The sequence below is a fragment of the Candidatus Palauibacter soopunensis genome, assembly GCF_947581735.1.
GTDB classification, from domain to species: Bacteria; Gemmatimonadota; Gemmatimonadetes; order Palauibacterales; family Palauibacteraceae; genus Palauibacter; species Palauibacter soopunensis.
Map to the genome: position 1 here is coordinate 1 of NZ_CANPVT010000026.1, position 24,584 is coordinate 24,584.

A 24,584-nucleotide genomic window follows, 5' to 3' on the forward strand; every position below is an offset into this window, starting at 1 on the left:
CCCACCATAATACACACCACATGGCGGGAGATGCAAGGGGACGGAGCTAGCCGGTCCGGGATGAGAAAAATGCTCGCATCACGCGACAATATACTGAAAATAAGCTACTTATGGACGCTACGGGACCTGCTTGCACGACGCGAGCGTTTCGTAGAATACAGCCCCGCGGGAACGTCAGATGCGGAGGCCGACTTCCGGCGCGGGTGACGTCGCGAGGCTCGGGAACGCGGCGGGGAAGGCGCGCACCACGGCTTCGCCGGCCTCTTCCAGGGTGAGAGAGGCGCCCTCGGAGGCGAGGCTCGTCATGCGGACGCCGTGGATGCCGCACGCGACGATCCCGCGGAAGTTCTCAAGGGGCTCGGGCGTCACGTTGAGCGCGAAACCGTGCAGGGTGATCCAGCGACTCGCGTGCACGCCGATCGATGCGACCTTGCGGATCGCACCGGCCCCGATGAGGGCGTCCGCGCGTCCGGCGGCGACCGTTCCGAACCCGTCGTGCTCGACCGTCTCGAGGCTCCCGGCGGGTGGAGAACCCGTCCACACGCCGGTGTACGATTCGACCCGGAACGCGGGGAGGCCGCACTTCGCCAGGACGCGCAGCAGCACCTCCTCGATGCGGCGCAGATACCAGTGGAGGTCCTGCCGGTGCGCGCGGAGGTCCAGGATCGGGTAACCCACCAGCTGGCCGGGGCCGTGATACGTGAGGTCGCCGCCGCGCTCGATCTCGACCAGATCCAGCCCCGCCTCGGCGAGCCATGCCTGGTCGGGGGGGATGAAATCCTCCCTCGATCCCCGCCCGATGGTGATCACGGGGAGGTGTTCGACGAGGAGAAGAAGATCATGGTCCGGCGGAGATTTCCGCCGCCAGCGGGCGATGGAGCGCTGAAGCTCGAGCACCTCCCGGTACTCGCGCCGGCCGAGGTCGACCGCGCGGAGTTGCCGCTCCCCGCTCATCGAAGCTCCGCCTGCCCCCGCCCGCCTACATGTGGATCGAGCGCCCGAGCGCGGCGAACGCGGCCTCCATCACGGCCTCGGCCATGCTGGGGTGTGCGTGCGCGTGACCCACGATCTCGTCCAGCGTGGCTTCCAGTTCGCGCGCCATGCCGACCTCCGCCACGAGCTCGCTCACGTTGTGTCCGATCATGTGGACGCCCAGCACTTCACCGTACTTGGCGTCGGCCACGATCTTCACGAAACCGTCCGCGGATTCGGCGGTCAGCGCGCGTCCGTGCGCCCCGAGCGGGTACTTGCCGGTGACGACTTCGTAGCCCGCCTCCTCGGCTTGCGCCGCGGACATGCCGATCGAGGCGACTTCGGGGTGGCAGTATCCGACGGAGGGGATGTTCCCGTACGTCATCGGGTGCTTGGCGGCGCCGGCGATATGCTCGGCGGCGACGATGCCCTCGTGCGACCCGACGTGCGCCAGCATCGGCTGCCCGGCCACGTCCCCGATCGCGTAGACCCCCGGCTGGTTCGTCCGGCACCACTCGTCGATCCGGATGAAGCCGTTCTCCACGGCGACCCCGTTCTTCTCGAGGCCGAGATTCTCGGACACGGGCCGCCGTCCGACGGCCATGAGCACGAGATCCGTCTCCTCGGCGGTCTCACTGCCGTCGGGGTTCACGACCGTGAGGACCATCGGGCTCGCGTCGCGGTCAAGGTGCTTGACGCGGGTGTTCGTGAGATTGCGGATCCCCCGCTTCTTGAACGAGCGTTCGAGCGCCTTCCCGATCTCGGGATCCTCGAAGGGCACGAGCGTGTCGAGCGCCTCGATCAGCGTGACGTCCACGCCGAAGGCGTTGAAGACATCGGCGAACTCGACGCCCACGAATCCGGCGCCGACGACCGCCATCTTCGCCGGGAGTTCCTGGAGACCCAGCGCCTCGCGGCTGCCGATCACCTTCTCGCCGTCGAGTTCGAAGCCGGGGAAGGTCTTCATCACGGAACCCGTTGCGAAGACGACGTTGCGGGTGGCGATCTCCCGGGTCTCGCCGTCCTCCGACTCGACCGCGACGCGGCCCGCTCCCGCCAGCCGGCCGCGACCCTGCACGATGTCGACCTTGTTCTTCCCGAGCAGGTACTTCACGCCGGCCGTGAGCTTCCGGGTGATGATGCGGCTCCGCTTCACCGCCGCGGAGAAGTCGTACTCCACTTCGACCGGCTTCACGCCCATGCGGGCGCCGTGGTGCTGGAGGTTGTGCGCGAGCGCGGCGCTCTCGAGCAGCGCCTTGGCGGGGATGCAGCCCCAGTTCAGGCAGGTGCCGCCGAGGCCGCCCTCGTACGACCCGCTCTCGACGCAGGCGGTCCGAAGTCCGAGTTGGGCGGCCCGGATCGCGCATACGTAGCCGGCCGGTCCGGCCCCGACTACGACGACGTCGTATGTCTCCGACATCTATCCCTTCACTCTCTGGATTTTTTAGAGGATCATCTCGAGCGGGTTCTCGAGCATCGCCTTGAAGGCCCCGAGGAAAGCCGCGCCCGAGGCGCCATCGATGACGCGGTGATCGCACGACATGGTCACGCGCATCCGCTTGCGGACGACGACCTGGCCGTCCACGGCGACGGGCTTCTCGACCGTCTGTCCGATGGCGAGGATGCCGGCTTCCGGCGGATTGATGATCGCCGTGAACTGGTCGATCTCGAACATGCCGAGGTTGCTGACCGAGAAGGTCCCGCCCTGGTACTCCTCCGGCGCGAGCTTGCGCGCCCGCGCCCGGGCGATGAGGTCGCGCGCCTCGACCGAGATCTGCCGCAGCCCCTTGCGGCCCGCGTCGCGCAGCACCGGCGTGATGAGGCCTTCGTCGAGCGCGACCGCGATGCCGAGGTGGACCGCGCCGTGGTAGCGGATCGCGTTCTCCTCCCACGACGCGTTGACCGCCGGATGGCGGTTGAGGGCCTCGGCCGTCGCCTTCAGGAGCAGGTCCGTCACGCCGATCTTGCCGTCCGCGAAGCGGGCGTTGAGGTCCGCGCGCAACTCGAGCGCGCGGCCCATGTCGACCTCGGTCGTGAGGAAGAAGTGAGGGACGGGTCCGATCGACTGGCCGAGCCGGCGGGCGATCGCCTTCCGCATCTGGCTCGCCTCCTCGACCCGGTCCTCGAGACCGGGAGGGGGCGGCGCGGGCGCGGGTGGAAGGGGCGCCTCGGTGGGCGGCGCGGGCGCGGGCGCGGGGACCGGGGCGACGCCCGGGGCGCCGCCGGCCAGGGCGGCCTCGATGTCGGCCTTGACGATCCGGCCCCCCGGCCCGGACCCGGTGAGGCCCGCCAGCGCGATCCCGCTCTCCGCGGCCATTCGCCGCGCCACGGGCGAGGCCTTGATGCGGCCCCCGGCCACCGCGGCCGCGCCGCCGGGCGCCGCACCCGCCGGATCGGCCGCGACCTCGACCGGCGCGACGGGCTCCGGCGCCACCGCGGTCGCGGCGGGCTCCACGGCCGCCGTGGCGGGCTCCTCGGCCGGACCTTCCGCCGGCCCGTCGCCGCCGGCCGCTTCCGCTTCCGCGAGCAGGTCGTCGATGGCCTCGTCCGGCTCGGCGATCACGCCGATGAGCGCGCCCACCGGGACCGTGGCGCCCTCCTGCACGATGATCTTGCGCAGCACGCCGCCGCCGAGCGCCTCGACATCCATGTTCGCCTTGTCCGTCTCGATCTCCGCGACGACGTCTCCCTGCGCCACGGCATCGCCCTCGGCGACCTTCCACTCGATGAGCTTGCCCTCCTCCATCGTCGGGCTCAGCTGCGCCATCACGACTCTCGTAGGCATATCGGTCGACGTCCCGCGGCTAGTCGGCGTAGCACACGTGGCGCACCGCCGCCGCCACATGGTCCGCGTTGGGGGTCACGAGCTTCTCCAGGTTCTTCGCGTAGGGCATGGGCACATCCAGCCCGTTCACGCGCGCCACCGGCGCGTCCAGCGAGTCGAACGCCTCGCGCTGAATGTCGTCCACGACCTGGGCCCCGACGTTGCACATCGGCCACCCCTCCTCCGCGACCACGGCCCGGTTCGTCTTCCTCACCGACGCCACGATCGCGTCCACGTCCAGCGGACGTACGGTGCGCAGGTCCAGCACCTCCACATCGATATCTTCCTTCTCCAGCGCGCGGGCCGCCGCGAGCGCCTGGTGCACCATCTTCGAGTGGCACACCACAGTCACGTCCGACCCTTCGCGCTTCACCTCGGCCTTGCCGATCGGGGTCAGGTATTCCTCTTCCGGCACCTCGTCCCGGACGAGGTTGTACATGATCTCGCTCTCGATGAACACGACGGGGTCGTTGTCGCGGACCGCGCTCTTCAGGAGTCCCTTCGCGTCCTTCGCCGTGGCGGGCGCGATCACCTTCAGCCCCGGCACGTAGCTGTACCAGGGCTCCGGCGACTGCGAGTGCTGCGCCGCGAGCTGGAGCGCCGCGCCCCCCGGTCCCCGGAAGACGATGGGGACGTTGTACTGTCCGCCCGACATCTGGTACATCTTCGCCGCCGCGTTCACGACCTCGTCGATGGCGAGCAGGGCGAAGTTCCACGTCATGAACTCGACGATCGGCCGCAGACCCGCCATCGCCGCGCCCACCCCGAGCCCCGCGAACCCCAACTCGGCGATGGGGGCGTCCCGCACGCGCCATTCCCCGAACTGGTCGAGCAGCCCCTTCGTGACCTTGTAGGCGCCGTCGTACTCCCCCACCTCTTCGCCGATGATGAAGATCGAGTCGTCGCGCTCCATCTCTTCGCGGAGGGCGTCGTTCAGCGCTTCCCGATACGTGAGGACGGCCATCAGCGCAGCTCCTTCCGCCACGCGTCGCGCCGCCGCATGTCGTCGGGATACCCGTCCGAATACACGTAGCGATACAGCGCTTCCGAATCGGGGAAGGGGCTCCGGTCCGCGAAGGCCGCGGACTCTTCGGCGATGTCCTTCGCCTCGCGGTCGATCGCCTTGTACTCCTCCTCCGTCAGCCGCCCCGCGTCCATGAGTTGGCGGGTGAAGGAGAGGATCGGGTCATCCGACCGCCACTTCTCGACTTCCTCGCGCGTCCGGTACGTCCCGTGCATCGGATCCGCCATCGAGTGGCCCATGTAGCGGAAGCAGCGCGCCTCGATGAAGCTGGGCGTCTTCTCGTTCCGTGCCCGCTCGATCGCCTCCTCCATGGCCTGGCGGACCGCGAGCACATCCATGCCGTCCACATCGAGCGAGGTGAGGCCCTCGTACGCCCGGCCGCGGTCCTTGAGTTCCTTCACCGCCGCCACGCGCCGGAAGTCGGTCCCCATCCCGTACCGGTTGTTCTCGAGGAGGAAGATGACGGGCAGCTTCCAGCGCGCGGCCATGTTCATCGACTCGTGGAAGGCGCCGATGTTGACCACCGAGTCTCCGAAAAAGCAGAGGCAGACCTGGTCTCCGCCCCGGTACCGGATCGCGTAGCCGACCCCGACCGCGAGCGGCAGGTGGCTCCCGACGATGCCGTGTCCGCCCATGAAGTTGAGCGTCTTGTCGAACATGTGCATCGAGCCGCCGAAGCCCTTCGAGCAGCCGTCCACCCGTCCGTAGAGTTCGGCCATGACGGCGTTCGGCGTCATCCCGCGCGCGATCGCCTGCGCGTGGTCGCGATACGCCGTGACCACGTAGTCATCGTCCCGCAGCGGAGAGATCGATCCGGCGGAGACCGCTTCCTGCCCGATGTAGAGGTGGCAGAAGCCGCCGATCTTGCCGACCTGGTAGACCTCCGCCGCCTTCTCCTCGAAGCGGCGCTCGATGATCATCTCCCGCAGGAGTTCGACGCATTCCTCCTTCGAGAGTCCGAGGAAGGCGTCCGGGTCTCCGCTCGATGCCCCCTCGGGGGCCGCGCCCGCCGGAGCGTCGGAGATGGTGGCCGCGGACCGGTCGGAGTTCGCCGCGCTCATCCCGCCGCCAACGCCGCGACCCGCCGGCGCAGTTCGACCACCTGTTCGCGCGCATGATAGCTGGACCGAACGAGCGGCCCGCTCTCGACGTGCAGGAACCCCCGCGATTCCCCGATCTCCTTCCAGCGCAGGAACTCCTCCGGGGACACGTAGCGGTCGATCGGAAGATGGTCCCGGGACGGCCTCAGGTACTGGCCCAGCGTGAGGATCTGCACGCCGGCTTCGAGCGCGTCTCCCATGAACTCCTCGATGTCGGCGGCCGTCTCGCCGAGCCCGAGCATGATCCCCGTCTTGATGAGGACCCGGTCATCCAGTTGCCGTCCCGTCGTCAGGACGTCCAGAGAGCGGTCGTAGCGGCCGCCGGGCCGGGCGACCCGGTGCAGCCGGCGCACGGTCTCCATGTTGTGATTGAAGATCTCGGGCCTCGCGTCGATCACCGTGCGGATCGCCTCGGGATTCCCCTGGAAGTCCGGCGTCAGCACTTCGATCGAACACTCGGGACGGCGCAGCCGGATCTCGCGGATCATCTCGGCGAAGATCCAGGCGCCGCCATCGGGCAGGTCATCGCGGTCGACGGACGTGATGACGCAGTGGTTGAGTTGCAGTCGCTCGATGGCCTCCGCGACGCGTCGCGGCTCGTCCTCGTCGAGTTCCTCCGGCCGGCCGTGCGCGATCGCGCAGTAGGGGCAGTTGCGCGTGCACACGTCGCCCATGATGAGGAACGTCGCCGTCCCCGCCTCCCAGCACTCGCCGATGTTGGGGCAGCGCGCCTCCTCGCAGACGGAGCTGAGTTCCAGCCCTCGCATCAGTTCCTTGAGGCGCAGATAGTTGGGCCCTCCGGGCGCGCGCACCTTGAGCCAGCGCGGCTTCCGCGAAGGCCAGGCATCGGCCGTGCTCCCTCCCTGTATGACCTCTAGTGGCTTCAACGCCGCCGCCTTCTCGCCAAGTAATCCGCCCTGTATTTTCGGGTCCCGCGAACCCCGCCGAACCGTCCAGATGCCGTCCGCCCGGAACCATCCAAGATACCGGCTGTTGCACGACGGACCAACCCGATGCGCCCGTCCGCGCGGGCGGCATTGCGGAATTGCTCAGCCTTCGGGCCTCGGGTATGTTCCCGCGCATGACCTACATCATCACCGAACCATGCATGAGCGAGAAGGACGCATCCTGCGTGGATGTGTGCCCCGTCGACTGCATCTACGAGGGAGAGGATCAGTACTACATCCACCCCGAGGAGTGCATCGACTGCGGCGCCTGCGTGCCCGAGTGCCCCGTGGAGGCCATTTATCCGGACGACGAAGTGCCGGAACAGTACGACGCCTTCACCGCGAAGAACTACACCTACTTCGACGTTCCCCCGCCCGACTGACACCGGGCGTGAGCCTCGAGTCCGACCCCTGAGGCGAGCCACCGCGATGTGGAACCGGCGCCCGCGCGGCCTGCTCGGACCGCACCTGGTGAGCCTCGGTCTCCTGCTTTCGCCGTACGCCTCCGCCGCGCAGGAACACGCACACGAAGCCGCGGCGCATGCCGACGACTCGTCCCCGCCGCGCCTGCCCGCCGCGAGTCCGCTCATCGACGTGCGGGTGTACGCGGCCGATCGCGAGTTCGAGATCATCGTCGGCCCCGTCTCGCTGCCGGCCGGCGGTCCGCACCTGCGCCTCCCGGTGCAACTCGCGGACGTGCCGGTCGCGGGCTGGATGCACGGTTTCTCGTGGCGGATGCGGGACCGGGAGGGCAACCCGCTCCCCGACCGCCTTCTCCATCACGTCAACGTCATCGACCCGGACAGCCGCGAACTCTTCTCCGCCGTCCCGCGCCGTATTCTCGCCGCGGGCCGCGAGACGAAGAACGAGTTTCTGCCGGGCGTGCTGGGTTATCGCCTCGCGCCGGGCACCCGGGTCCTCGTAAGCGCGATGTTCGCCTCGCTCCCCGAAGCGTCGCACGACGAAGCCTTCCTCCACATCCGGCTTCCGTACACGCCGTTCGAGGATCCGGGCCTCGTGGGGCCCGTGGAAGTCTATCCGTTCTATCTCGACGTGATGGGCCCCGTCGGCGAGAAGGAGTTTCCGCTTCCGCCCGGGACCCACGGGATGAGTTGGGAGGGCAGCCCCGCCGTGGACGGACGCATCCTCGCCGTCGGAGGGCACCTGCACGACTACGGGGACTGGATTCGGCTCGAGGATCTCACAGCGAACAGGGTGATCTGGGAAATGGGGCCCGAGGTGGACGGCGAAGGCCGCACCGTCGGCGTGCCCACGAGCCGGCTCTGGTGGCGCGGGGGCGTGCGGATCCGGAAGGACCACCTCTACCGCATCTCCGTCCAGTACTCGAACCCGCTGGGACACCCGGCGCCGGACGGTGCGATGGGCGCGATCGGCGGCATCATCATCGCCGCAGACGCGGACTGGCCGGCATTCAGCCGGGACCACCCGGACTACGTCCAGGATCTCCGCAATACGCTCGAGAAACCGATCGAAGCCGCTCACGCCCACGGCCACGCATCCCGCTCGAGCGGTGGCGGCTGACGGGTAGCATGCCCGAGCTGCCCGACATCACGGTCTACCTGGAAGCGCTGGACGCGCGGATCCTGCGACGAACCCTCGAGCGCGTACGGCTTGCGAGTCCGTTTCTGCTCCGGAGCTTCGAGCCGCCGCTGACCGAGGCGCACGGCCGCAGGGTCGTGGCCCTGCGTCGGCTGGGGAAGCGAATCGCGATCGGGCTGGCCGTCCCGGATGACGGCGAAGACGAGCCGGAGCTGTGGCTCGTTCTCCACCTCATGATTGCGGGGCGGCTCCGGTGGCGGGATCCCGGCGTGACGATCCCGCGACGGCTCGGTCTCGCCGCCTTCGACTTCGCCGACGGGAGCCTCCTTCTCACCGAGGCCGGGACGAAGAAGCGGGCGTCGCTCCACGTCGTGAAGGGCGCCGAGGCCCTCGCCCGGCACGATCCCGGCGGCATCGATCCCCTCACCGCGGACCCGGACGTCTTCCGCGAGACGCTCACGGCCCGCAACCACACGCTGAAGCGGGCGCTCACGGACCCGCGGCTCTTCTCGGGCATCGGCAACGCGTATTCCGACGAGATCCTGCACCGGGCGAGGCTGTCGCCGATCAAGTGGACGAGCCGGCTCGACGACGAGGAGATTGGCCGGCTCCGCGAAGCCACGCGCCATACGCTCGAGCAATGGACGTGCCGGCTGCGCGACGAGCTGGCGGGGGAGTTCCCGGAGAAGGTGACCGCGTTCCACGACGAGATGGCGGTGCACGGGAAGTACGGGCGGCCGTGTCCGGAGTGCGCGGCGCCGGTGCAGCGGATCCGATACGCGGACAACGAAACGAACTACTGCGCCGCCTGCCAGACCGGCGGAAAGGTGCTGGCGGACCGGGCCCTCTCCCGGCTGCTGGGAAAGGACTGGCCCCGCAGCCTGGAAGCGCTCGAAGAGCTTCGGTCGGGAGGGCCGGAGCCGGCCCCCGGGGACGGCGCGTGATTCGCTACCACTACCACACGTCGCGGAAGGACATCCCCCGCCTCGGGATCGCGAAGGGGGACCCGCTGTGCCACGTCTACAGCGATGTCTCCCGCGAGGAACTGGAGGCGTGGGGCCGGCGGCACGGCCTCGAGCCCGCGTGGATCCACGACTCGACGCTCCCGCACTTCGACGCCTTCGGCGCCCGCCTGGAGTGGTGCGGCCCGGCCGTGACGCGGGCGGAACTAAAGGATCACATCCGCGCCTGGCGCGCCCGCAGGAGAGCTTAGGCTGGTTCTGCCGATTACCAGGTGGCGAGTTCCACGATCGCTTCGGCGATATCGTCGACCTGCGGCAGGGACGCGTTCTCGAGCGACGGCGCGTAGCCGATGAAGGTGTCCGTCGAGGTGATCCGCCGGATCGGCGCATCGAGCCACTCGAACAGTTCATCGGCCAGGCGGGCCGATATCTCGGCCCCGTAGCCCCACGATTTCGCATCCTCGTAGGCCACGAGCACGCGGTTCGTCTTCATCACGGAGCGGCGGATGGAATCCATGTCGACCGGGTTCAGCGACCGCAGGTCGATGAGGTCCGCCCGCACCGGCTCCCCCGCCCGGTCGAGCTTCAGGAGCGCCTTGCGCGTGCGCTCCACCATCGCCCCGTACGTGACGATCGTGAGATCGTCGCCCTCCGCGAGGAGCGCGGCCTTGCCGAACGGGATCATGTACTCGGGCCCCGGATAGACGCCCTTGTTGTACGTCTGCCGGTACAGGTGCTTGTGCTCGAGGAAGAGCACCGGGTCGTCGCACCGGATCGCGGTCCGCAGGAGCCCGTTCGCGTCGACCGCGTTCGAGGGGCAGATCACGTGCATGCCGGGCGTGTGCGTGAAGAGCGAGGCGCCCGTCTGCGAATGGTACATCGCGCCGCCCGAGATATAGCCGCCGTACGTGGTCCGGATGACGAGCGGGCACTTCCAGTGTCCCGCGGAGCGCCAGCGGAAGGTCGCGACCTCGTTCCGGAACTGGTGGTAGGCGGGCCAGATGTAGTCGAAGAACTGGACTTCGGCGACCGGCTTCAGCCCGCGCACGGCGAGACCCACGGCGCGTCCGACGATGTTCGCCTCCGCGAGGGGCGCGTTGTACACCCGCAGCGACCCGAACTCGCGCTGCAGCCCGTACGTCACCTTGAAGACGCCGCCCTTGCCCTTCACCTCATCGAGGATCTCCTCGCGGCTCGCGTCCGCCACATCCTGCCCGAACACGACGATCCGCGGATCGCGCCGCATCTCGTCGCGGATGCAGGCGTTGAGCAGGTCGACCATCGTCTTCGGATTCCCCTCGGGGTCGGGCCGGGCCTCCGTTTCGAAGGCGCTCGAGGTGGGGTCGACATCGTGCGAGTACACATGGGCGTAGACGGTCTCGGGGCCCGGCTGCGGACGGGTCATGGCCCGGTCCGCCGCGTCGGCCACATCGGCCTTGATCTCCGCCTTGAGCGATTCGAGTGCGTCGGCCTCGATCACGCCTTCCCGAACGAGGTAGTCGGCGAAGGTGAGGAGCGGGTCGCGCGCGGACTCGAGTTCCCGTTCGCCATCGGACTTGTAGAGCCGCTCATCGTCGGACATCGAGTGGCTGTAGGGGCGGGTGACATGCGCATGAACGAGCGCCGGACCCTGGCCGGACCGCACGTATCGTGCGGCGCGCCGCATGACGACATAGCTCTCGAGCGGATCCGTTCCATCGACCTCTTCGACGTGGAGGTTCGGGAAGTTCCGCACGAGACTCGAGATGCTGCCCCCGGCGGTGTTGACTTCCACCGGCACGGAGATCGCGTATCCGTTGTCCTCCACGAGGAAGAGGATGGGAAGCTGCAGGTTGGAGGCGGTGTTCATCGCCTCCCAGAACTCTCCTTCCGAGGTCGTGCCGTCCCCCGTGCAAACGAGCACGATCTCATCCGACTCCACGTGCGGGGCGACCGCGTCGAGCCCGTCGAGGCCGGCGGTCCGGGCGCGCACGATGCCCTCCGCGCACCCCACCGCCTGGTTGAACTGGGTGCCCGTCGGACTGGAAGGCGTGACGAGGCGCAGGGCCGGGGAACCGAAGTGCGCCGGCATCTGCCGTCCGCCCGTCGATGGATCCTCCTCCGCCCCGACCGCGCCGAGGAACATCTCGTACGGCGACATGCCGAGTTCGAGGCAGAGCGCGCGGTCGCGGTAGTACGTGAAGAACCAGTCGTAGCCGGGTCTGAGCGCGCGTCCCGCCGCGACGAGGAGCGCCTCGTGTCCGGCGCCGGAGATCTGGAAGAAGATGCGGTTCTGCCGCTTCATCGCGATTTCGCGGTCGTCGATCGTCCTCGACGTGTACATCACGCGATACATCGCGAGCAGGTCCTCGGCCTGGAGGTCCCGCCATTCGGGGCGGGCGAGGGCGCTGAGCGCGCGCTCCAGGTCGTCGGTCTGGTCGATAGGGGTTGCCATGTGGCGGGAATCTAATCGTCCCTCCGGCGTCTAGAAACCGTCCCTCCGACGTCTAGAAGCCGACCGTGCGAAAGCGGCGCAGTTGCGGGAGAATCGAGGTGGAGTGGTCCCCGATCGGGTCGCCGTCGCCGCTCTCGGGCATGAGCTGGCTCAGCGCGTGCAGCATCGCGACGGCGTAGTCGGAGAACGCCCGGTAGGGCGGCGCGTGGCGAAACCCCCACGCTCCCGGCGGAAGCAGGAGGAGCCAGCGCAGGTCCCCCGCCAGCTCGATGAGGTCCCCTTCATCCAGCGCCAGCTTCGGTTCGCCCATGGCCAGCCGCGTCAGCGCCGCCATGAAGAGGGCCGAAGCTTCCGGGGAGAGCAGTTCGAGGTCGGGATAGCGCGCCAGAACCCGAGTGGCGAACGAGCGCTCCCCGTCCGCCGGCGATCCCGCCTTCGTCTCGAGCCCCTCGGGCGCGGCGAGTCGCTCGGCGATCGTCGTCGGCTCGCCGTCGCCCAGAATCAGCCACTCGAGTCGGAGGCGAGGGAAGGCGCGCTTCAGCGCCGCCAGGAACTCGGCGCGCGGGCCCGCCCGCGAGGACCCGCCGGCCTCCCGTTCGTAGTTCGAGAGCGTGCCGAGGCTTACGCGCGCGTGCTCGGACAACTCCGCGTTGACGCGGCTGCGAAAATCGCGTAACGACAGTCCCTGAACATCTTTACGGAAGAATCGCATCCGTGATTGAACAGTGTCCATATATCTGAACATAGCGATGGTTCGTTCGCCGCTGCAACCGCGCGGAGCCGGTACGTGTTAGGTTTTCCGACGCGGCCACCGTCCGGGCGCCTGGACGCCCGGCGGGACCGGGCATGTGCAGGTCCACTCTCCAAGGCATTCGTCATATGAATTTCCGAAGAAACCATCGTCTCCCCGCCCGTCGACTCAGCCGTCGACCCGGGTTCGGGATCGCCTGTCTCATCGCCCTGTTGGTGCCGGCCGCGGAGTTGCGCGCGCAGGACGGTCCCGGGCAGCACGAACCGGAAGAGGCGCCGCCTCCGCCGCTGGAGGGTCTCGCGGTCCGCGCGGCGCAGGCTCCCGTCGTCGATGGCGTCCTGGACGATGCGGCCTGGAGCGGGGCACCGGTGATGACGGACTTCATCCAGCGCGAGCCCTTTGACGGGCAGCCGGCGTCCGAGCGCACCGAAGTGCGCATGGTGTTCGATGACGAGGCAATCTACATCGGGGTCTGGGCTCTCGACGGGGACCCCGCGGGGATCATCCCCGGGGACCGGATCCGGGACGCCGAGGTTTCCGAGGCCGACCACATCCTGCTCGCGTTCGACACCTATCACGACTACCAGAACGCGTTCGTGTTCGGGACGACCCCGGCGGGCATCGAGTACGACGGACAGGTCGCCAACGAAGGCCGCGGAGGCGGTTTCTTCCTGGGGGGCGGCTTCATCACCCAGCGGCGAATGCAGTCGGGCGCCGGCGGAGGCTTCAACAAGAACTGGGATGGCTCGTGGAACGTCGCGACGAGCCGCGACGGCGAGGGCTGGTACGCCGAGTTCCGGATTCCCTTCAACACGCTCCGCTACGGGACCGACCCGACGTGGGGCTTCAACGTCTCCCGCCAGATCCGGCGCCGGAACGAGGAATCCTTCTGGTCCGCCGTCCCACGCGAGTTCAGCCTCTACCGGCTCAACTACGCGGGCCACCTGACGGGGCTCCAGCTTCCCTTCCGGCGGCTCGGCTCGGTCACGCCGTACATGCTGGGTTCGACGGCGCGGGATTACGCGGGCGGGCAGACGGCGTTCGACCGGAACTACGAGTTCGGCGGCGAGGCGAAGCTCCAGCTTACGCGGGGGATGACGCTCGACGCGACGTACAACACGGACTTCGCGCAGGTCGAAGTGGACGACCAGCAGGTCAACCTCACGCGCTTCAGCCTGCTCTTCCCGGAAAAGCGCCCCTTCTTTCTCGAGAACGCGGGCTTCTTCGCGGTCGGGGGCGGCGGGGCGGATCTCTTCTTCAGCCGCCGCATCGGCATCGCCAACGGCCGGCAGGTCCCGATCACCGGCGGCGCCCGCGTGTCGGGGCGCGCGGCCGGATTCAACGTCGGGATGCTGCACATCGGGACCGACGGAATCGAGGGCGTCCAGGGCGCGAACGCGTATTCAGTCGCCCGCGTGGCGCGCGAGCTGCCGAACCGGTCGCGGATCGGCGGCGCCTTCATCAGCCGCGACGGGAGCGCTTCCGGCGATTACAACCGGACCTACGCGGTGGATGGACAACTGGGACTGGGGGAGGCGTGGACGTTGACGGCGTGGGGGGCGAGGACGGCGACCCCCGGATTGACGGACGCGGACCAGGCCTTCGACGCGACCTTCGGCCTCACGACCCGCAAGTGGCGGGGGAACGTCCAGTATCAGTACTTCGGCGAGAACTTCAACCCTGAAGTGGGCTTCCTGCGGCGGGCGGGCCACCAGTACTACCAGGTCTTTCTGATGCACAACATCCATCCGGCCGAGACCTTCCGCGAGATCCGCCCGCACGTCTCGTACTACACCTTCCGGAGCGACAAGACGGGCGTGCAGCCGGGGTTCGAGGAGTCGGCCCGGCTCCACATCGACACGCACTGGGAGTTCAACGACGGGATGGAGGCCCACACCGGCGTCAACTGGGTTCGGGAAGGGCTGTACGAACCGTTCACGATCTTCGGCACGGACGTCACCGTGCCCACCGGCACGTACGACGGGTGGGAGACGCAGCTGCGCTTCTGGACGAACGAATCGGCGAAGGTCTCCTTCAACAGCGGGGCGAACATCGGCTCGTTCCTGTCGGGTTCGCGCCGCAGCCTGAACGGGACGCTGACCGTGCGGCCGGGCTCGTCGTTCAGCACGTCGCTCCGGCTCGACTACAACAACGTCACGCTGGAACACGGGGACTTCGTCACGACCCTGGCCGGGGTGAACTTCGGATACTTCTTCACGCCGCGGATCTACCTGCAGTCGCTCGTCCAGTACTCGACGCAGCTCGACACCTTCTCCGCCAACGTCCGGTTCGGGTGGCTCAACACGGCGGGGACCGGCCTGTTCATCGTCTACAACGACATCCAGGGGATCCAGGATCTGCATGGGCCGCAGGGCCGCTCGCTGATCGTCAAGTTCAGCCGGCAGTTCAACGTCCTCGGGGGCTAGTGCCGAGGCTCCTCTTCGTCTGCGTGGAGAACTCCTGCCGCAGCCAGATGGCGGAGGCGTTCGCACGCATGTTGACGGGTGACGGCGTGGAGGCGTCGAGCGGGGGTTCAAGGCCTTCGGGCGTCGTGAATCCGCGGGCGATCGAGTCCATGGCGGAGTTGGGCTACGATCTCGGCGTCCACCGGTCGGAGGGGTTGGACGACGTGCCGCCCGGGCCGTTCGATGCGGTCGTGACGATGGGGTGCGGCGACGCGTGTCCGCACGTGCCCGCCCGGCGGCGGGAGGACTGGGAGGTGCGGGACCCGAAGGATCTGCCGGCGGAGGAGTTCCGCGCGGTGCGGGACGACATTCGCCGGCGGGTGGCCGCGTTGCTCGCGGATCTCGGCGTGGCGCCCGGGGCGGAGGCGACGGGCCCCGGAGGGCCTCCCGGGGCGTGAGCGGGCCGGACAGGTCGCTCGTGATCGTGGCCGGCGGACGTTCACGCCGCCTCGGCCGCGACAAGCCGCTGGTCGAGATCGGCGGCCGCACCGTGCTGTCGCGGATCCTGGAAGCCACGGCGCGGTTCGAGGACGTGGTCCTGGCGGTACGCGAAGTGCCGCCCTTCCGGCGCGCCCTCGCGGCGGAGGGCTGGGAAGCCGACACGGAACGTGTCGCCCCCCCGCCGGGCTCCGTCGCGCTCCGCGGCCCCGAAGGCCGCGCCCTCCTCATCGTGCCCGACCCCGTGCCCGACCTCGGCCCCCTCGCCGGCGTGGCCTCCGGGGTGAACGCGGCGCGCGGCGCGATCTGCGTCGTGCTGGCGGGCGACCTCCCCTTCGTCACGCCGGATCTCGTCGACCGCTTGAGCCGTGAACTCGAGGGCGACGCCGAGTCGGACGCCGTCGTGCCGCACGCGCGCGGCCGGACCCAGCCGCTGTGCGCCGCCTATCGGGGAGAGGTCGGCTGGCTGGCCAGCCGGCTCGTGGCGCGTCCTGCCGCGTCCGGCGACCCGTCCCCGTCGATGATGAGCTTCCTCGAGCGGTTGCGGGTGCGAACCGTCACGGCGGAACAACTGGCCGGGATCGGCGACCTCGAGACGATGATCCGCGGCGTGGACAGCCGGGCCGACCTGGACTGGGCCGAACGGAGCGCCGACCGATCCGACTAGCGTTACGTTACGCTAGAACCCGGCCGCCACCTCTCCCAGAGCGGCTACCGCATCGTCGAGTTGCCGGTCGCTGAGATAGGGGGCCGGGCCCAGCCGCAGCAGGTCGTCGCGGTAGTCCGTCGCCACGCCCCGTGCCGCGAGGGCTTCGTGGAAGTCCCGTGCCCGCGGCGTGCGGAGCGCGAGGAAGCCGCCCACCGCCTCGGGCGGCGTCTCCCGGTCGCGGTCCAGGAGTTCAGGATCCGCGTCGAGCCCGTCGAACCCGCGCGTGAGACGGTCCATCTGATGCCGGCTCACCGCGCGCAGAAACTCCGGAGAGAGTCCCCGCTCCCGGAAGAAGTCGAACACTTCGGCGGCACGGTAGTGGCTCGTCGGATCGTATGTGCTGCCCGCGAACCGTTCCGCTCCCGGCCCGTACCTCACCCGCCCCGCGTCCTCCCCCCCGTGCAGCGTCGAAAACTCCGCGAACCACCCCGTGATGGCGGGGCGCAGCCGGCAGCCCGGCGGCACCCGCAGGAAGCAGTTCCCCTCGCCGAGCTGGCAGTACTTGTACCCGCCGCCCACCACGAACGCGCCTTCAAGTCCGAGGCTCGAGAGATCGAAGGGGATCGCGTTCAGCGCGTGATAGGCGTCCACGAGGAGATGGGCCCCCACCCCTTCGCAGCGTTCCGCCACGCGGTCGAGCCCGCCGACGATGCGGGCGTCCCGGTAGAGGACGGCGGAGACCAGCACCCCCGCCGTCTCGTCGTCCGTCGCGAGGCCGAGCCGCTCGGACAGTGAGTCGATCGGGTCCACGGGCACGCGAACGATGGACAGCCCCTCCTCCTCCAAGCGGTCGAGCTGGCGTCGGATGGAGTGAAACTCCCCGGCGGTCGTGACGAGGCGGGGCCGCGCGCGCAGGGGCAGGGCGGAGAGCAGGCGGACAACGAGTTCGTGCGTGTTCGAGCCCAGGGCGTAGTCCCCGTCGTCCGGACGTTCCGGGCGGCCGAGAAGTTCGGCGTACCCGGTGCGTACCCGGTTCCCGCGGGCGAACGCCTCCTCCCACTTCCCGTCCACCAGGCGGGCGGCGTCCTCCCAGGCCCGGAGCTGTCCCGCGAATCCGCAGTCGGGCCACGCCTGGTGCGAATGGCCCGTGAGGAGCAGCCGCTCCGAGACCCGGAAGCGGGAGTAGTGTGGAGCGAGCGCGTTCGGCTCCCGGTACAGGTCCTCCGGCGCGAAGCTAGTGTGGTGTCGCATGAATCCTGGTCACAGGTCGGTGCGGATCGCCCACAGGTCGGGAAATACGGGGCGGTTCAGCGACTTCCTCAGGTAGGCGGCGCCTCCGGTCTGGCCGGTCCCGGGCCGCGCCCCGATCGTGCGCTCCACCATCTTCACATGCCGGTAGCGCCACTCCTGAAGTCCCTCGTCGAGGTCCACGAATCGCTCGCACAACTGGACGAGCTGCGGATCCTCCCGGTACAGCCGGATGAGGGCGGCCCGCACGCCCGCGGATGGCTCGGTCGGCGCCGTGACGTCCCGCTCCAGGTCCTCCGCCGGGATCGCGTACCCGCGCGCGTGGAGAAAGCGAAGGAAGGCCGCCCACAGCGACGGCGCCTCGTAGCGGGATTCGAGCCGCCGGCGCGCGTCGCTTCCAGCCGGGTATCGGTCGAAGACGTCCCACCGCTTGTGGCCGAGAATGAATTCAAGCTCGCGGAACTGGTACGATTGCAGGCCGCTCGCCTCCTCCAGCCTCTGCCGGAAGGCGAGGAACTCCAGCGGACGCATCGTCTCGAGGATGTCCAGCTGGGCGACCTGGACCTTCAGGATCGTGAGGATGCGTTCCATCGTATGGAGGAGCCGCGGCATGTCGTCCGCACCCATCCGGTCGCACGCGAACTCGAGTTCGTGCAGAAGCTGCTTGAACCACAACTCGTATACCTGGTGGATGATGATGAACAGCATCTCATCGTGCTCGCGGCTCCCGTCCTCGCCCGATTGCTCCACCTGGAGCGACAGCAGCTCGTCAAGGTGCAGGTACCCCGAATAGGTCAGGTATTTTCCGTGCGCCATGAATCTCCCTCCGGCGGCCCGCCCTCGGGCTCGCGTCATCAGGCCCGCATCCTCAGTACCCCCACTCGAATCTCGGCGTGTAGCCGTCCAGCGACGAATACTGCGGAGGCCAGGGGATCGGCGCCCCCGACGCGTAGGCGGCGTGCCGGGTCCAGTATGGGTCCCAGAGGTGTGCGCGGGCGAGACAGCAGAGGTCCGCGCGCCCCGCCGCGAGGATCGTGTTCACGTCCATGAACGAGGAGATGTTGCCCACGGCCATGGTCGCGATCCCCGCCTCGTGCCGGATGCGGTCCGAGAAGGGGGTCTGGTACTGGCGGCCGTAGACGGGCTCCTGCCAGGGGACGGTCTGCCCCGCCGAGACGTCGATGATGTCCACGCCCGCCTCGTTCAGGCGGTGCGCGACCTCGACGGCTCCGTCCGGCGTCATTCCGCCCTCGGCCCAGTCCACCGCGGAGATCCGGACGGAGATCGGCTTCTCCGGCGGCCACGCGGATCGCACCGCCGCCAGCACCTCGAGCGGGAAACGCAGCCGGCCGTCCACGTCGCCCCCGTATTCGTCCTCACGGACGTTGGTGAGAGGAGAGATGAAGCTGGCCAGCAGGTAGCCGTGCGCGAAGTGGATCTCCAGCAGGTCGAACCCGGCTTCCTCCGACATCTCCGCCGCGCGGCGGAACTCGGCCGTCACCCGATCCATGTCCTGCCGCGTCATTTCGCGCGGAACCGGGCTGTGCTCGAACCAGGGCACGGCGGAGGCCGCCATGATCGGCCAGCCGCCCTCTTCGAGCGGTTCGTTGTCGCCCTCCCACGACAAATGCGTGGAAGCCTTCCGGCCCGCGTGGCCGAGCTGCATCCCGATCGCCGCGTCGGAATGGCGGTGCACGAAGTCGACGATCCGCTTCCAGGCGCCCACATGCGCGGGAGCGTACATCCCTGTGCAGCCCAGCGAGATGCGGCCCTCCCGGCTCACGTCCGTCATCTCCGACATCACGAGGCCGGCGCCGCCGATCGCGCGGCTGCCGAGGTTCACCAGGTGCCAGTCGTCCGGCGTCCCGTCCTCCGCCGAGTACTGGCACATGGCCGAGACGACGACCCGGTTCTTCAACTCGAGCTCCCGGAGCCGGAACGGGGCGAGGAGCGGGGGCGGCGCCGGGCCGCCCCGGATGGTCCCGGGGGGAGGTGCTCCGGCCCCGGCTGCCGCGTCCGCCGCGGCCCGCTCCGCGAACCAGCGGTCGACGCGCGCGGTGAACTCCGGATCGCGCAGGGCGAGGTTGGAATGGGTGATGCGAAGGCTGCGCGTGATGAGATTGAAGGCGAACTGCACGGGGTCCGTCTCCAGGAAGCGCTCGGTGCCCTCGAACCATTCGAGGCTCGCCTGGGCCGCCCTCTGCACGCTCTCGACCTCCGGCCTGCGGGCCGTCTCGTAGGCCTCCAGCGCGGGAGCCACCGCGAGATCGTGGGCGAGAAGCGACTCGTGAAGCGAGATCGCGTCGATCATCGCAAGCCGGGTGCCCGACCCGATGGAGAAGTGGGCCGAGTGCGCGGCGTCGCCGACGAGCACGATGTTGCCGTGGCGCCACGATCGGTTCCGGACGGTCGGGAAGCCCCGCCAGATCGAGCGATTCGCGATAAGTCGATGGGAGCCCAGTTCCTCGCGGAAGGTGTCCTCGAGGAAGGCGACGGTCTCCTCTTCGGAGGCGGCGTCCATGCCGGCGGCGCGCCACGTCGCCTCGGTCGCCTCGACGATGAAGGTGGAGACGGCTTCGTCCCCGGCGCCGCCGGGCCTGTACTGATACGCGTGTACCCGCCACAGACCGTGTTCGGTCTCCCGAAAATGGAACGTGAAGGCGGGGAACGGCTTCGTCGTGCCGAGCCACACGAACCGGTTGGGACGGAGATCGATGCGGGGGCCGAACGCGTCCGCGTATCGGTCCCGCATGCGGCTGTTCACTCCATCGGCGGCGAGCACGAGATCGGCGTCCGCGTACGCGTCCTCCGACTCGACGTCCACGCCGTACTTCAGATCGACGCCGAGTTCGCGCGCCCGCGACTCCAGGATCTCGAGGAGCGTGGTGCGCGCGAGGCCGCTGAACCCGTGTCCGGTCGACGTGAGCCGGTGGCCCCGGTAGTGGATGTCGATGTCGTCCCAGTGGTGGAAGGACCGCGTGATCGCGTCGTAACTCTCGCGGTCGGCGGCGGCCAGTTCCTCCAGCGTGGCGTCGGAGAACACGACGCCGAAGCCGTAGGTGTCGCCGGGATGGTTGCGCTCGAGGACGACGACGTCGTGCGCCGGGCCCGAGCGCTTCATCAGGATCGCGAAGTACAGGCCGGCCGGCCCGCCTCCGACGCAGACGATCCTCAGAGGTCGTCCTCGTCGCGCGCGGCGTCGAGCAGATGACGCGCGATGATGAGACGCTGAATCTCCGTTGCGCCCTCGTAGATGCGGAGGGCTCTCACGGAGCGGTAGAGCCGGTCGACCGGATGGTCCGCCAGCACGCCGCGTCCGCCGAGGATCTGCACGGCGTCGTCCACCACCCCCTGCGCGATTTCGGTCGCGAAGGACTTTGCCATGGCGGCTTCGAGGTCGGTGCGGTCCGCCCCGCCGTCGCGTTCCCAGGCGGCTCGATACACAAGAAGCCGGGCGGCGGTCAGGTCGGTGCCCATGCGTCCCACCTTCTCCTGCGTGATCTGGAAGTCGGCGAGCGCCCGTCCGAACTGTCGGCGCGAGAGGGCGTGGTGGAGCGCTTCGTGCAGCGCGCGCCCCGCCATCCCGCACGCCGCGGCTCCGACGGTGGGGCGCAGGCGGTCGAGCGTCGCGAGCCCGAGCTTGTACCCTTCGCCCTCGGCTCCGACGCGGGCCGCGGCCGGCAGCCGACAGTCCTCGAGCGCGATCTCGCCCAGCGGGTGGGGGTCGGCCATCACAAGCGGCCGCACGAAGCGGAACCCCTTCGTGTCCGCCGGGAGGAGGAAGGCGGAGATCCCCGCCACGCCCTCGCCGGGGTCGGTGACCGCGAACAGGAGATAGAAATCCGCGATCCCGGCGTTCGAGATGAAGGTCTTCACGCCGTTGAGGATGTAATCGTTCCCGTCACGGACGGCGGCCGTGCGCATGGCGGCGACGTCGGACCCCGCCTCCGGCTCGCTCATCGCGAAAGCGGCCACGGCTCGCCCCCGGATGGCGCGGTCGAGCCACAGCCGCCGCTGCCGCTCGTCGCCGGCCAGTGCGATCGGGGTCGAGCCCAACGCCTGGAGCGCGAACATCGCGTCCGCGAGCGGCGAGTAGAAGGCCAGCGTCTCACGGATCACGGAACAAGCCCGGAAGTCCTGTCGGGCGATCGCCTTCAGCCAGCCGCCACGCCCGAGGGATGCGCAGATCTCCCGTGCATACCGGCGGGCGAGATCATCGTCGTCCCGATGCGCGTGTTCGGCGAACTCGGACGCCGCGTAGCGCTCGAGGCCCTCCCCGAGTTCGAGGTGCCGCGGTTCGAGAAAGGCGCGGACCGGATGGAGGTCGATCACGAGAATACCGCCGCCCGCTTCTCGACGAAGGCCCGGAAGCCCTCGCGGAAGTTCGGGTCCTCCATGCAGGCGGCCTGCAGACGGGCCTCCTCGGCGAGCGCGTCGCGTAGCGTCATGTGCGCCTCCCTCTCCAGCGCGTGCTTGGTGACGGACAGCGCGGAGGATGGTCCCGCCGCCAGCCGCGCCGCCCACTCCGTTCCCGCGGCGAGCGCTTCGCCATCGGGCACGACCCGATTGTACAGCCCGAGACGGAGCGCCTCCCGAGCGTCGAGAAAGTCGCCCGTCATCAAAAGCTCCGTCGCCCGCCCGAGACCGATGATTCGCGGCAGGAGCCAGGCGATGCCCATGTCGGCGCCGGAAAGCCCGACGCGGGTGAACAGGTAGGCGATCTTCGCGGATTCCGCCGCGATCCGCACATCGCACGCGGTTGCGATCACGGCCCCGGCTCCCGCCACCGTCCCGTTCAGGGCGCCGACGACGGGTCGGCCGCACTCCCGCATGGCGGCGATCAGGTCGCACGTCATTCGTGTGAAGTCGAGCAGTTCCGCGGAGTCCATTTCGAGGAGCGGCCCGATGATGTCGCGCACATCTCCGCCCGTGCAGAAGGCGGTGCCGGCCCCCGTGATCACGACCGCGCGGACCCCCGGTTCCGCGTCGAGTGCGCGGAACGTGTTTCGGAGTTCGTCGTAGACCTCGAAGGTCAGGGCGTTACGCCGTTCGGGGCGGTTCAGCGTGATCGTCGCCACGGAGGTCGCGGCATCGACATCGTACAGGAATGAAGTCGGGGTCAGAGGCACGGCGCGCTTCCTTCCGAGGGGTGGTGCGGGGTCACGGCAGGACGGCGGTCGCCTCGATCTCGACCTGCGCGCCGGCATCGACGAGCGCGCTGACCTCGACGAGCGCCATGGCGGGGTAGTGCCGGCCGAGCCGGGCGCGCCACGTCGCCCCGAGTTCGGAACGCGCGTCGCGGTAGGTGGCGAGATCCGTCACGTAGATGGTCATCCGTCCGATATGCGCAGGCTCTCCGCCCGCCGCCCGGACGACCGCCAGCACGCGGTCGAGCGCGAGCGCGAACTGCGCGGCGAAGTCCGGCGTCTCAATGCGTCCGCTCGATCCGCTCGCCGTTTGCCCGGCGACGAACAGCACGCGCCCGCCGGGAGGAGCGAGGAGCCCATGATTCCAGCCCCGCGGCTCGCCCAGCGCGGCCGGATTCAGCACCTCGAACGGGTCGGTCACTGGAGAGCCGACGTGGCGCCGCCGTCCAGCACGACGGTCTGGCCGTTGATGCTCAGCGCTTCGTCTTCACACAGGAACGCGATGGTTGCCGCGACCTCCCCGGGGGCGATGAGCCTCCGCTGCGGCGTCGTCGCAAGAATCGCGTCGAGCGCGTCCGTCTCTTCCATGTCCGTTCGCTTCACGATGTTCTCGATCGTTGCATCCGTCATCGGGGTGTCGACGTAGCCGGGACAGACCGCGTTCACCGTGACCCCGGCTCCGGCCACTTCGGCGGCGGCGGAGCGCGTGAGTCCGAGAAGGGCGTGCTTCGACGCGGCGTAGGCGGCGATGTAGCGTGCTCCGCGCAGCGCGGCGACCGAGGCCACGTTCACGATCCGGCCCCAGCCGCGTTCCATCATGCCGGGAAGCACGCCCTGCATCGCGAGCAACGCACCGGTCGCGTTGATGCGCCACAGCCGGTCCCACTCCTCCAGGGCGAGTTTCACGATGGCGGCCGAACTGGCCACGCCGGCATTGTTGACGAGGATGTCCACGGCTCCGAGCCGGTTCGCGGCCTCGCGGCACAGGTCCTCCACCTTCGCCGGGTCCGACACGTCGCACGTCGCCGCCCACGCCTCGCCGCCACGGTCCCGAAGCTCGGCCGCGACCGCCCCGATCTCCGCCGTGCTCCGCGCCGCGAGGACCAGTCGGACGCCTCGGTCCGCCAGCGTCCGTGCCGTCGCGGCTCCGATGCCGCGCCCTCCGCCCGTGATGAGAGCGCCACGTCCGGCGAGACTCATGCTTTCTCCTCCCTCAGGGCTTCTCCCACCGCTTCCGCGAGGATGTCTCCGAGCGTCTCAATGGTAGCACGTCCCTCTTCCGCCGTCGCCTGCGACGGGTAGCCGAAATAGGCCCGCGTCCCCCCCGCTTCCGCGAAGTCTCCCAGTCCGGCCCCAATCGCCGCGGAGAGGGAGACGGGATTGTCCTCCAGCTCGCGCATGATCTCCTCCCGCACGCGCCCGGGGCTGCGGGCGAGGAGGATCGAGCCCTCGTACTGCCCGGCATGACAGGCCCCGCTCCGGAACTCCTTCGTCAGCCGGTTTCCCCACGGCCGGCGCGTCACATCCGGAAACACGACGCGAATGGCGTCGCCCTCGGCGATCGCCGCGGCGGCGGCCCGGAGCGCCTCGAGGTTGGCGGGGTCGAAGTGCGCGTTCGCGATCGCCAGGGTGACGATCCCGGCCCGTCGCAGGCTGGCGGCGATGTCGACGAGCAGAGCGGTGAGCGTCGCGGGGCCGATGTCGATCGTGCCGGGAAACCTCGCGGCGAACGCGGCGGGCGTGTAGCGGAGGCCGTCGAGGAGCACGATCTGCAGACCGCGAGCCGAGAGTCGTCGCGCGCCGGCTTCCGCCATCGCTTCGGCGATGGTGACATCGGTGTCGAGAGGCAGGTGGGGGCCGTGCGCTTCGGTGGCTCCCACGGGCAGGATGGCGACCGTCCGATCGGAGTCGAGCGCCCCGACCTCTTCCCAGGTGAGGTCCGAAAGCCTGTACAGAGTCATGGAGTCTCGCTACGCCGTGCCAGAGAGGGGCGCAAGTCCGGGCGGGCCGCGTCGGTTGTAGACGCGCCGGGCCGCGCATACCACACTAGACCCGAGCCAGAC

Annotated in this window: 23 protein-coding genes; 7 read left to right on the forward strand and 16 right to left on the reverse strand. The window is 69.3% G+C overall.

Features of this window, described 5'->3' with window-relative positions; all coding sequences use genetic code 11:
- Positions 1 to 174: 174 nt before the first annotated feature.
- Genes lipB through lipA form a run of 6 tightly spaced genes read right to left on the reverse strand, consistent with a single transcriptional unit; the run spans position 175 to position 6,807 of the window.
- Positions 175 to 954, reverse strand: coding sequence for a lipoyl(octanoyl) transferase LipB (gene lipB / locus RN901_RS07950; protein ID WP_310757729.1), 780 nt, complete (start codon positions 952 to 954; stop codon positions 175 to 177).
- Positions 955 to 979: 25 nt separating this feature from the next.
- Positions 980 to 2,392: a dihydrolipoyl dehydrogenase gene (gene lpdA, locus RN901_RS07955; protein ID WP_310757731.1), complete on the reverse strand. Its 1,413-nt coding sequence runs from the start codon at positions 2,390 to 2,392 to the stop codon at positions 980 to 982.
- A gap of 24 nt (positions 2,393 to 2,416) precedes the next feature.
- Positions 2,417 to 3,739, reverse strand: coding sequence for a dihydrolipoamide acetyltransferase family protein (locus RN901_RS07960; protein ID WP_310757733.1), 1,323 nt, complete (start codon positions 3,737 to 3,739; stop codon positions 2,417 to 2,419).
- Between the two features lie 37 nt (positions 3,740 to 3,776).
- On the reverse strand, positions 3,777 to 4,760 hold the full coding sequence (locus RN901_RS07965) for a pyruvate dehydrogenase complex E1 component subunit beta (protein ID WP_310757735.1): 984 nt from the start codon (positions 4,758 to 4,760) through the stop codon (positions 3,777 to 3,779).
- On the reverse strand, positions 4,760 to 5,881 hold the full coding sequence (gene pdhA / locus RN901_RS07970; protein ID WP_310757738.1) for a pyruvate dehydrogenase (acetyl-transferring) E1 component subunit alpha: 1,122 nt from the start codon (positions 5,879 to 5,881) through the stop codon (positions 4,760 to 4,762). The genes RN901_RS07965 and pdhA overlap by 1 nt, the downstream gene beginning before the upstream one ends.
- The gene (lipA, locus tag RN901_RS07975) at positions 5,878 to 6,807 is read right to left on the reverse strand and encodes a lipoyl synthase (RefSeq protein ID WP_310757740.1); all 930 of its coding nucleotides are present in this window, start codon (positions 6,805 to 6,807) and stop codon (positions 5,878 to 5,880) included. The genes pdhA and lipA overlap by 4 nt, the downstream gene beginning before the upstream one ends.
- A gap of 194 nt (positions 6,808 to 7,001) precedes the next feature.
- Between lipA and RN901_RS07980 the strand changes: the two genes are divergently transcribed.
- From RN901_RS07980 to RN901_RS07995, 4 genes are read left to right on the forward strand one after another with little or no spacing between them, the layout of a single operon-like run.
- Positions 7,002 to 7,250 (forward strand): ferredoxin family protein, encoded by a 249-nt coding sequence (locus RN901_RS07980; protein WP_310757742.1) that lies wholly within the window; start codon positions 7,002 to 7,004, stop codon positions 7,248 to 7,250.
- Positions 7,251 to 7,296: 46 nt separating this feature from the next.
- Positions 7,297 to 8,409, forward strand: a complete 1,113-nt coding sequence (locus RN901_RS07985) for a hypothetical protein (RefSeq protein ID WP_310757744.1) — start codon at positions 7,297 to 7,299, stop codon at positions 8,407 to 8,409.
- 8 nt (positions 8,410 to 8,417) lie between these two features.
- Complete coding sequence (locus RN901_RS07990) at positions 8,418 to 9,371, forward strand: DNA-formamidopyrimidine glycosylase family protein (RefSeq protein WP_310757745.1); 954 nt, start codon at positions 8,418 to 8,420, stop codon at positions 9,369 to 9,371.
- Positions 9,368 to 9,640, forward strand: coding sequence for a DUF4031 domain-containing protein (locus tag RN901_RS07995; protein WP_310757746.1), 273 nt, complete (start codon positions 9,368 to 9,370; stop codon positions 9,638 to 9,640). The genes RN901_RS07990 and RN901_RS07995 overlap by 4 nt, the downstream gene beginning before the upstream one ends.
- A gap of 14 nt (positions 9,641 to 9,654) precedes the next feature.
- Here RN901_RS07995 and RN901_RS08000 read toward each other — a convergent pair whose 3' ends face one another.
- Both RN901_RS08000 and RN901_RS08005 read right to left on the reverse strand, forming a co-directional pair.
- On the reverse strand, positions 9,655 to 11,823 hold the full coding sequence (locus RN901_RS08000; protein WP_310757747.1) for a dehydrogenase E1 component subunit alpha/beta: 2,169 nt from the start codon (positions 11,821 to 11,823) through the stop codon (positions 9,655 to 9,657).
- 52 nt (positions 11,824 to 11,875) lie between these two features.
- On the reverse strand, positions 11,876 to 12,535 hold the full coding sequence (locus tag RN901_RS08005; protein ID WP_310757748.1) for a hypothetical protein: 660 nt from the start codon (positions 12,533 to 12,535) through the stop codon (positions 11,876 to 11,878).
- 167 nt (positions 12,536 to 12,702) lie between these two features.
- Between RN901_RS08005 and RN901_RS08010 the strand changes: the two genes are divergently transcribed.
- The 3 genes from RN901_RS08010 to RN901_RS08020 are packed head-to-tail and all read left to right on the forward strand — an operon-like array spanning position 12,703 to position 16,144.
- Complete coding sequence (locus RN901_RS08010; protein ID WP_310757749.1) at positions 12,703 to 15,000, forward strand: DUF5916 domain-containing protein; 2,298 nt, start codon at positions 12,703 to 12,705, stop codon at positions 14,998 to 15,000.
- A 23-nt stretch (positions 15,001 to 15,023) separates the two neighbouring features.
- Positions 15,024 to 15,437 carry an arsenate reductase ArsC gene (locus tag RN901_RS08015; protein WP_310757750.1) on the forward strand — a complete coding sequence of 138 codons (414 nt, stop codon included), beginning with the start codon at positions 15,024 to 15,026 and terminating at the stop codon, positions 15,435 to 15,437.
- A complete protein-coding gene (locus RN901_RS08020; RefSeq protein WP_310757751.1) occupies positions 15,434 to 16,144 on the forward strand; it encodes a molybdenum cofactor guanylyltransferase in 711 nt (236 codons plus the stop codon). The genes RN901_RS08015 and RN901_RS08020 overlap by 4 nt, the downstream gene beginning before the upstream one ends.
- A 12-nt stretch (positions 16,145 to 16,156) precedes the next feature.
- Here the strand turns inward: RN901_RS08020 and RN901_RS08025 are convergent, their stop codons facing one another.
- Genes RN901_RS08025 through RN901_RS08060 form a run of 8 tightly spaced genes read right to left on the reverse strand, consistent with a single transcriptional unit; the run spans position 16,157 to position 24,482 of the window.
- Positions 16,157 to 17,377 (reverse strand): hypothetical protein, encoded by a 1,221-nt coding sequence (locus RN901_RS08025; RefSeq protein WP_310757752.1) that lies wholly within the window; start codon positions 17,375 to 17,377, stop codon positions 16,157 to 16,159.
- 9 nt (positions 17,378 to 17,386) lie between these two features.
- Positions 17,387 to 18,190: a tryptophan 2,3-dioxygenase family protein gene (locus tag RN901_RS08030; RefSeq protein ID WP_310757753.1), complete on the reverse strand. Its 804-nt coding sequence runs from the start codon at positions 18,188 to 18,190 to the stop codon at positions 17,387 to 17,389.
- 52 nt (positions 18,191 to 18,242) lie between these two features.
- Positions 18,243 to 20,549 carry a bifunctional salicylyl-CoA 5-hydroxylase/oxidoreductase gene (locus tag RN901_RS08035; protein ID WP_310757791.1) on the reverse strand — a complete coding sequence of 769 codons (2,307 nt, stop codon included), beginning with the start codon at positions 20,547 to 20,549 and terminating at the stop codon, positions 18,243 to 18,245.
- Positions 20,546 to 21,706: an acyl-CoA dehydrogenase family protein gene (locus tag RN901_RS08040; RefSeq protein WP_310757754.1), complete on the reverse strand. Its 1,161-nt coding sequence runs from the start codon at positions 21,704 to 21,706 to the stop codon at positions 20,546 to 20,548. The genes RN901_RS08035 and RN901_RS08040 overlap by 4 nt, the downstream gene beginning before the upstream one ends.
- Complete coding sequence (locus tag RN901_RS08045) at positions 21,703 to 22,503, reverse strand: enoyl-CoA hydratase family protein (RefSeq protein ID WP_310757755.1); 801 nt, start codon at positions 22,501 to 22,503, stop codon at positions 21,703 to 21,705. The genes RN901_RS08040 and RN901_RS08045 overlap by 4 nt, the downstream gene beginning before the upstream one ends.
- Before the next feature lie 31 nt (positions 22,504 to 22,534).
- Positions 22,535 to 22,942, reverse strand: a complete 408-nt coding sequence (locus RN901_RS08050; RefSeq protein ID WP_310757756.1) for a RidA family protein — start codon at positions 22,940 to 22,942, stop codon at positions 22,535 to 22,537.
- The gene (locus RN901_RS08055) at positions 22,939 to 23,721 is read right to left on the reverse strand and encodes an SDR family NAD(P)-dependent oxidoreductase (protein WP_310757757.1); all 783 of its coding nucleotides are present in this window, start codon (positions 23,719 to 23,721) and stop codon (positions 22,939 to 22,941) included. Before RN901_RS08055 ends, RN901_RS08050 begins: the two co-directional genes overlap by 4 nt.
- Positions 23,718 to 24,482, reverse strand: coding sequence for a creatininase family protein (locus tag RN901_RS08060; RefSeq protein ID WP_310757758.1), 765 nt, complete (start codon positions 24,480 to 24,482; stop codon positions 23,718 to 23,720). The genes RN901_RS08055 and RN901_RS08060 overlap by 4 nt, the downstream gene beginning before the upstream one ends.
- Positions 24,483 to 24,584 lie beyond the last annotated feature (102 nt).

What these genes read in the sequence shown, in the direction of transcription:
- RN901_RS08000 (WP_310757747.1), bottom strand. Translation starts at nt 11,823, where the DNA reads ATGGCAACCCCTATCGACCAGACCGACGACCTGGAGCGCGCGCTCAGC.
- RN901_RS07965 (WP_310757735.1), bottom strand. Translation starts at nt 4,760, where the DNA reads ATGGCCGTCCTCACGTATCGGGAAGCGCTGAACGACGCCCTCCGCGAA.
- lpdA (WP_310757731.1), bottom strand. Translation starts at nt 2,392, where the DNA reads ATGTCGGAGACATACGACGTCGTCGTAGTCGGGGCCGGACCGGCCGGC.
- RN901_RS07990 (WP_310757745.1), top strand. Translation starts at nt 8,418, where the DNA reads ATGCCCGAGCTGCCCGACATCACGGTCTACCTGGAAGCGCTGGACGCG.
- RN901_RS08005 (WP_310757748.1), bottom strand. Translation starts at nt 12,535, where the DNA reads ATGCGATTCTTCCGTAAAGATGTTCAGGGACTGTCGTTACGCGATTTT.
- RN901_RS08060 (WP_310757758.1), bottom strand. Translation starts at nt 24,482, where the DNA reads ATGACTCTGTACAGGCTTTCGGACCTCACCTGGGAAGAGGTCGGGGCG.
- RN901_RS08025 (WP_310757752.1), bottom strand. Translation starts at nt 17,377, where the DNA reads ATGCGACACCACACTAGCTTCGCGCCGGAGGACCTGTACCGGGAGCCG.
- RN901_RS07960 (WP_310757733.1), bottom strand. Translation starts at nt 3,739, where the DNA reads ATGGCGCAGCTGAGCCCGACGATGGAGGAGGGCAAGCTCATCGAGTGG.
- lipB (WP_310757729.1), bottom strand. Translation starts at nt 954, where the DNA reads ATGAGCGGGGAGCGGCAACTCCGCGCGGTCGACCTCGGCCGGCGCGAG.
- RN901_RS07980 (WP_310757742.1), top strand. Translation starts at nt 7,002, where the DNA reads ATGACCTACATCATCACCGAACCATGCATGAGCGAGAAGGACGCATCC.
- RN901_RS08010 (WP_310757749.1), top strand. Translation starts at nt 12,703, where the DNA reads ATGAATTTCCGAAGAAACCATCGTCTCCCCGCCCGTCGACTCAGCCGT.
- RN901_RS08055 (WP_310757757.1), bottom strand. Translation starts at nt 23,721, where the DNA reads ATGAGTCTCGCCGGACGTGGCGCTCTCATCACGGGCGGAGGGCGCGGC.
- RN901_RS08030 (WP_310757753.1), bottom strand. Translation starts at nt 18,190, where the DNA reads ATGGCGCACGGAAAATACCTGACCTATTCGGGGTACCTGCACCTTGAC.
- pdhA (WP_310757738.1), bottom strand. Translation starts at nt 5,881, where the DNA reads ATGAGCGCGGCGAACTCCGACCGGTCCGCGGCCACCATCTCCGACGCT.
- RN901_RS07985 (WP_310757744.1), top strand. Translation starts at nt 7,297, where the DNA reads ATGTGGAACCGGCGCCCGCGCGGCCTGCTCGGACCGCACCTGGTGAGC.